This is a genomic window from Pedobacter nototheniae, from assembly GCF_004335085.1.
GTDB lineage: Bacteria > Bacteroidota > Bacteroidia > Sphingobacteriales > Sphingobacteriaceae > Pedobacter > Pedobacter nototheniae.
Window position 1 is genome coordinate 1 of sequence record NZ_RQRS01000046.1, and the last position, 5,794, is coordinate 5,794.

The following is a 5,794-nucleotide window of genomic DNA, read 5'->3' on the forward strand; positions in this document are numbered from 1 at the left end:
TTGAGCAGAGCATTTGCTGCAGTAAAAAGAGGAACACCCTACATATCAAACCTAGCAGCATAAATAATTCTAAAGTAATGCTTCTCAAAAAATAATTAACTTTTTGTTTGCATTAACCATAGAATACAGGTTTAGGCACAATGGTTTATGCTGCAATAGCGTAAGTTTTTAAACCTGATTAAGCGAAAAGCCCACAGCGCAGCGAGGACTTGAAGCGTTAGCAGGAGTTAATTTACATAGCACTACAGGCTTTGCTTTCCAAAAAATAGATCTTCGATACACTCAGAATGATAGTATTTTTTATACGCAAATAACATTTAGAAACTATTTAATATGCACTGTATCATATTATTATTTTGCAATTTCTAACACCACTACATTATCTGGTTCATTATTGGTGTAATTTGCTAAAATATTTACCGTACCATTTTTAAATTGGGTTTTAACCGTCGATCCATCTTTTAACAAATATGCTTTTGCTATCTTTTTTGAGGGGAAGTTTGGTAGCGAAATTTCTTTAGCGCCATTAAAGATATGAACATATAATTTATTTCCTTTTTGGGTAGTGCATCCCCACTCTTGTGGCTTTAAATATCCGGCTTCGGTGGCATAAATACTTTCGCCATACGTTTTTAACCAGCCGCCCATAAAGGCTAATCTGTCTTTAAATTCTTGCTGAATATCTCCATTAGGCATTGGCCCGATATTAAGCAATAAGTTGGTGCCTAAACCTGCCGCTTTGGCTAAATAGTGCACCAATTCTTTGGGTGTTTTGCAGGTGGTATCACTCAGGTTAAAACCCCATGATCCATTTATGGTTTCACAGGTTTCTACAGGTAAGTGGTTTGAAGCCTGCTGAAAACTTAATCCCGATTTATTTTCTCCAGGTAAATCTCTTTCAAACATTTGAAAATCCTCTCCCTGCAGCGGACTTAAATGATGGTTATTCCCTATTAAACATTGCGGTTGTAATTTATGAATTAAGCCATAAATCTCATCGTATTTCCAATCGATACGCGATGAACGATCTGCTTGCCCTTCTGGCGCAGTTTGATCCCAATGCCCATCAAACCAAATGGCTCCAATTTCACCGTAATTTGTTAGCAATTCTGTTAACTGGTTTTTCATAAACTGAAGATAGCTTGCATAATCGCCTTTCCCTTTTCTACCACTAAACTGTCCTGTTCTACCTGTTTCATGTGGATAATCTTCTCTTCTCCAATCTAAAAGCGAATAATATAAATTGAGTTTAATACCTTGTTTATGACATTCATCCGCCATCATTTTTACAATATCCTTTTTATAGGGTGTATTCATAATATTGAAATCCGAGTATTTTGTATCCCACATACTAAAGCCATCATGGTGGCGGGTAATTAGGGTAATATACTTCATGCCAGCATTTTTAGCCATGCTTACCCATTTTGCGGCATCAAAATCTATCGGGTTGAAAAAGTTTTCAAGGAGCGTATAGTTTTTAACTGTTAGCTTTCTATCATTCATTACCCACTCTCCACTACCAGGAATACTAAAAGGACCCCAATGGATAAATAAACCAAAACGCTCTTCGCTAAATGTTTTTCTGGCCTCTAAATTGGCTGCTGTTGGCGTATAATTTTGTGCGAATAGTTGAGCGCCTGTTAACAAGAATAAAATAGTGCTCAAGAGGATTTTTTTCATCAGAATGGATTGATTAAGAATATATTTAGGTTATTGTTTTAAAGTTAACCTAAATTAAATGACATTTTTTTCAACCTGATTGGCAAATCTTTAAGCCTGATTGTATTCTTTAGTATCATATTTATAAAGGCGCAACAATTTAACCCCCAAATGATTTGTTGTGGAGAATAAAAATAAGAAAGAATTAAATGGTGTAAATTATTCTAATCTTTTTGCCTGTAATAAACCTGCATATTTTTTACGTTATGCATAGGCTAAAAATAAATGAGCCACCAACATTATTCCTGCCATTGGGGCATCTGCTGGTGCTAGATAAATATAGAAAGGTAAAATATTTAGGGTAACAAAAACAGGGTAAAAATTTACCCTGTTTAAAAATTAACCTATAGGTTACTTGCCTTCTTTATAATCGTGGTTTATCATCCATTGGATACCAAACTTATCGGTAAACATACCAAACAATGCTCCCCAAAACATTTTATCAAGTGGCATAGTTACCGTGCCACCTGCAGATAAGCCATTAAATAAGGTGTGCGCTTCTTCTTCTGTTACTGCATCAATTGATAAAGAAATACCTGTACCATAAGTTGCGGCAGGCATTGGTGCATTAACATCAGTACCCATTAAAATATTGCTACCAATTGGTAGTGCAACGTGCATAATTTTATCTTGGTCTTCGGCGGGCATGCCATCACATGCTGGGGTATCTTTATAGCGTTGCAAAACAACAAACTCTCCGCCAAATACGGATTTGTAAAAGTTAAAAGCTTCTTCGGTATTACCGTTAAAATTTAAATAGGTGTTTATAGTTGCCATGTTGTTGTTTTTTGTGCCTTTATAGGCTGTTATATAGTTTAGTTTGTTGTTTAGTTATTAATAAGCTTATTATAAATATTGGTAAGCTGCCTGTTATGTCGCTTTGCATGGTAAGCAACAAAATATGCGGCTTCCAGGCGGGTTAAGTAGCCATAACCTGGTAATTCCCATGCGGTAGTTGTTTTGGTTAAATCTAATTTATCTACAGCCTGTATAATCCCTTGTCTAATTTGATCTAACTTTTCCATCAACCTTTGTTTATCGTAATCCTTAAATGGCGGAACGATAATATCTGGAGCTTCCATCTTAATATTAAAGTTTTCAAAGTCTGCTTTAATCTGCGGAACGATCTGATCTGCTGGTCTACTGGTTTCTGCTACAGGTCCGTTTATCATATCCATAAAGCCTCCATTTACCAAAACCATATGCTTAGCAATTTGACCTGCCGTCCAGCTTCCATCAAAAGGAATTACGTTGAATTGGTGATCGTTAAAATTCGAAAATAAAGTTTGTAATGCTGTTAAGGCTTCATTAACTTCTTTAGATACTTTTTCCATATTTCCATTAATTTAATACTTCATTTTACATATAACTCATGCCTTTATAACCTAAAAGCCTGCGCCAAAGTGCAATTTGACCAATACAGTTTGCTTCTCTATAGGTATTAAAGGCAATCATATCAAACAGTTTCATTTCCATGCCGGGCATTACAAAAGGCTCGTCAATTTTTTCATCAGTAGCTTCTGTTAAGGTTTTTTGCAGCACAGGCGATATTGCTTCCCAATCTTTTTTAAAAGCATCCAAAGTGGGGTATGTTACGCCTTCTTGTATGCCTTTATGCTCAACAAACAGGGCTCCTGTTGTTGCTGTTAAGTTAACACCTAATGATTTTGCCATCTCATATCTGCCGGCAACAATGCTTCCTGTAATCCATGCAATATGGTTGGCCTCGGTATCCATTCGCTTTTGTGCATCTTCATCGGTTAATCCATCCAAGGCACGGATTAAAAAATCTGTATGCATTTCGTAAAGCACAATAAGACCGTACAGGCGATTACTAATAGGTTTGTTTTTCATCGTTTTGTTGTTTTTAACTTATTATAAAGTTAAGTGCTTATTCCATTAATTACCCATGCTGTTGAGGTCAATTATGGGGGGCATTTAAGACATTTTTATTTATATTTACTTAAATAAATAGTCTAACCTTATGATTCGCACAGGTATTTTATTACCAAAACAATATAGATTGTTGAGCGTAGCCGCCATATTGGATGTTTTTGAAACTGTAAATAAATTTTATTTAAATGATGGCTTAACAGCCCCTTTTGATTTAGTTTTACTTGGGCAGGATGATAGTCTGGCTAACTTTAGTACCCATCAGTGTAAATCAATATCAACAACCAGCGACCTTGATCTTATACTAATTCCATCTTTTGCCAGCGAAGATATAAGGGTTGCCGTTGGCGAAAACGCTGCATTTATTCCGTGGTTACACCAGCAATACCAAAAAGGTGTAGAAATTGCTACTTTTTGTACTGGTGCTTTTTTACTGGCGGCATCGGGCTTATTAAATGGTAAGGTTGCTACTACCCATGTTGATGCTTGCCCTGCATTTTCTATGGCTTTTCCGTTGGTACATTTAAAGCCAGATAAAACGGTAACACAAGATGGCAAACTGTATACAAGTGGTGGCGCTACATCTACCTTTCATTTATTGTTACACCTTTTACAAATTCATTGTAGTAAAGATATTGCCGTTAAAATGGCCAAAATTTTCGCCATTGATATGGATCGTGTTAACCAATCTTATTTTAGTACTTTTCAACCCATACGCCATCACAATGATGATATTGTGGCATCAGCACAGGAAAAGATTGAAAGCAATTATCAGGGTATTGCAACCATTGAGGAAATGATTAAGGATATTCCTTCAAGCCGTAGAAATATTTTACGCAGGTTTAAACAGGTTATTGGCATTACTCCTATTGAGTATTTACAACAAACGCGGATAGAGGCTGCAAAGAAACTGCTTGAACAAACGGCACAGCAAATGACAGAGGTTATTTTTAACTCTGGCTATAACGATCCTAAAGCTTTTAGAAAAATTTTCAGAAAATCTGTCGGCATGACTCCTTCCGAGTATCGGGATAAATTTCAGGTAAGATAGCAACCTACAACGCTATTAGGGGTAGTTTTGGTTGGCATTGTTAATTTTTATTAATATAAAAACTGTATTAAATATATTTTCGTAAGTACCTGAAAATCAAAACTGACAATATGAAATTAATTAAAAGGACTTTGCCTCTGCATGAATTAGATTCTATTAAGTGTGGCGAAAAGATTTTTGATGAATCAGGTAGATCAGGTATTGTTGAAGATATTGAGGTTTTAAGGTTTCGGGGAGAAGTGCAATACTATTACCGATTGAAAAAAAATGGAACAATTCTAATTATTGTTTAACATTTAAAGACATTAACTAAAACAAAAAATCCTTACAAATTAATGTAAGGATTTTTGTTTTTTGGCTGCGGAAAGCGAGGGATTCGAACCCCCGGACCTGTTACAGTCAACAGTTTTCAAGACTGCCGCATTCGACCACTCTGCCAGCTTTCCGCTGCAAAAATACGAACACAGATCACTTCCACAAACTTTATCTACACTTTCTACTCAATATATTTGTAAGCATAAGATAACCAGCGACAAATTTTTTGTTTAAAAAAGTTTTCGAACTTAAAAAGTGTCGTTTTTAGTCTTTATTGTACAAAAAGCCAAAGCAAGTAACTTAAAGTATTTAACCAAAATTGAAAGTTTATATGGAAAGAAATTTGGAGTTACACTTGCGCTAGGTTAAACGTACCGATTAAGAAATGACGATACAAAAGAAATAGCTGGCAACTTTGTAAAACCAATTACTTACCTAGCAAGAAAACCAACGAGGAGCATCATTTAACCAACGAGGAGCATCATTTAACCGACGAGGAGCATCATTTAACCGACGAGGAGCATCATTTAACCAACGAGGAGCATCATTTAACCAACGAGGAGCATCATTTAACCAACGAGGAGCATCATTTAACCAACGAGGAGCATCATTTAACCGACGAGGAGCATCATTTAACCAACGAGGAGCATCATTTAAGAGAGTGTAAATTAGATTGTGTAAACTGTTTAGAGGGTCTGTTCAATAAACTGTGTCAAAAAGAAAATTAATAACTTTAAACATAGGAATTATGTCAGATCAACAAGAAGAGCAGCACTTCAATTATAAAGCATTTGAAGATTCAGCTTTAGAGCAGCT

The 5,794-nt window shown here is 35.7% G+C and carries 6 protein-coding genes and 1 tRNA gene; 2 read left to right on the forward strand and 5 right to left on the reverse strand.

The features are described from left to right. Positions 1–351 precede the first annotated feature (351 nt). From EHC72_RS22345 to EHC72_RS22360, 4 genes are all read right to left on the reverse strand, one after another. Positions 352–1,680 carry an alpha-L-fucosidase gene (locus EHC72_RS22345; RefSeq protein WP_131539936.1) on the reverse strand — a complete coding sequence of 443 codons (1,329 nt, stop codon included), beginning with the start codon at positions 1,678–1,680 and terminating at the stop codon, positions 352–354. A gap of 390 nt (positions 1,681–2,070) precedes the next feature. Then, on the reverse strand, positions 2,071–2,496 hold the full coding sequence (locus EHC72_RS22350; RefSeq protein WP_131539937.1) for a VOC family protein: 426 nt from the start codon (positions 2,494–2,496) through the stop codon (positions 2,071–2,073). 50 nt (positions 2,497–2,546) lie between these two features. Next, the gene (locus EHC72_RS22355) at positions 2,547–3,053 is read right to left on the reverse strand and encodes a DinB family protein (RefSeq protein WP_131539938.1); all 507 of its coding nucleotides are present in this window, start codon (positions 3,051–3,053) and stop codon (positions 2,547–2,549) included. Positions 3,054–3,078: 25 nt separating this feature from the next. Continuing rightward, on the reverse strand, positions 3,079–3,573 hold the full coding sequence (locus EHC72_RS22360; RefSeq protein WP_131539939.1) for a DinB family protein: 495 nt from the start codon (positions 3,571–3,573) through the stop codon (positions 3,079–3,081). Positions 3,574–3,703: 130 nt separating this feature from the next. Between EHC72_RS22360 and EHC72_RS22365 the strand changes: the two genes are divergently transcribed. Beyond that, positions 3,704–4,663 (forward strand): GlxA family transcriptional regulator, encoded by a 960-nt coding sequence (locus EHC72_RS22365; RefSeq protein WP_131539940.1) that lies wholly within the window; start codon positions 3,704–3,706, stop codon positions 4,661–4,663. A gap of 110 nt (positions 4,664–4,773) precedes the next feature. Next, positions 4,774–4,956, forward strand: a complete 183-nt coding sequence (locus EHC72_RS22370; RefSeq protein WP_131539941.1) for a hypothetical protein — start codon at positions 4,774–4,776, stop codon at positions 4,954–4,956. A 68-nt stretch (positions 4,957–5,024) separates the two neighbouring features. Here EHC72_RS22370 and EHC72_RS22375 read toward each other — a convergent pair. Beyond that, positions 5,025–5,109, reverse strand: a tRNA-Ser gene (locus tag EHC72_RS22375). Positions 5,110–5,794 lie beyond the last annotated feature (685 nt).

Coding starts and splice junctions, on each gene's coding strand:
- EHC72_RS22370 (WP_131539941.1), top strand. CDS start 4,774: ATGAAATTAATTAAAAGGACTTTGCCTCTGCATGAATTAGATTCTATT.
- EHC72_RS22365 (WP_131539940.1), top strand. CDS start 3,704: ATGATTCGCACAGGTATTTTATTACCAAAACAATATAGATTGTTGAGC.
- EHC72_RS22360 (WP_131539939.1), bottom strand. CDS start 3,573: ATGAAAAACAAACCTATTAGTAATCGCCTGTACGGTCTTATTGTGCTT.
- EHC72_RS22350 (WP_131539937.1), bottom strand. CDS start 2,496: ATGGCAACTATAAACACCTATTTAAATTTTAACGGTAATACCGAAGAA.
- EHC72_RS22345 (WP_131539936.1), bottom strand. CDS start 1,680: ATGAAAAAAATCCTCTTGAGCACTATTTTATTCTTGTTAACAGGCGCT.
- EHC72_RS22355 (WP_131539938.1), bottom strand. CDS start 3,053: ATGGAAAAAGTATCTAAAGAAGTTAATGAAGCCTTAACAGCATTACAA.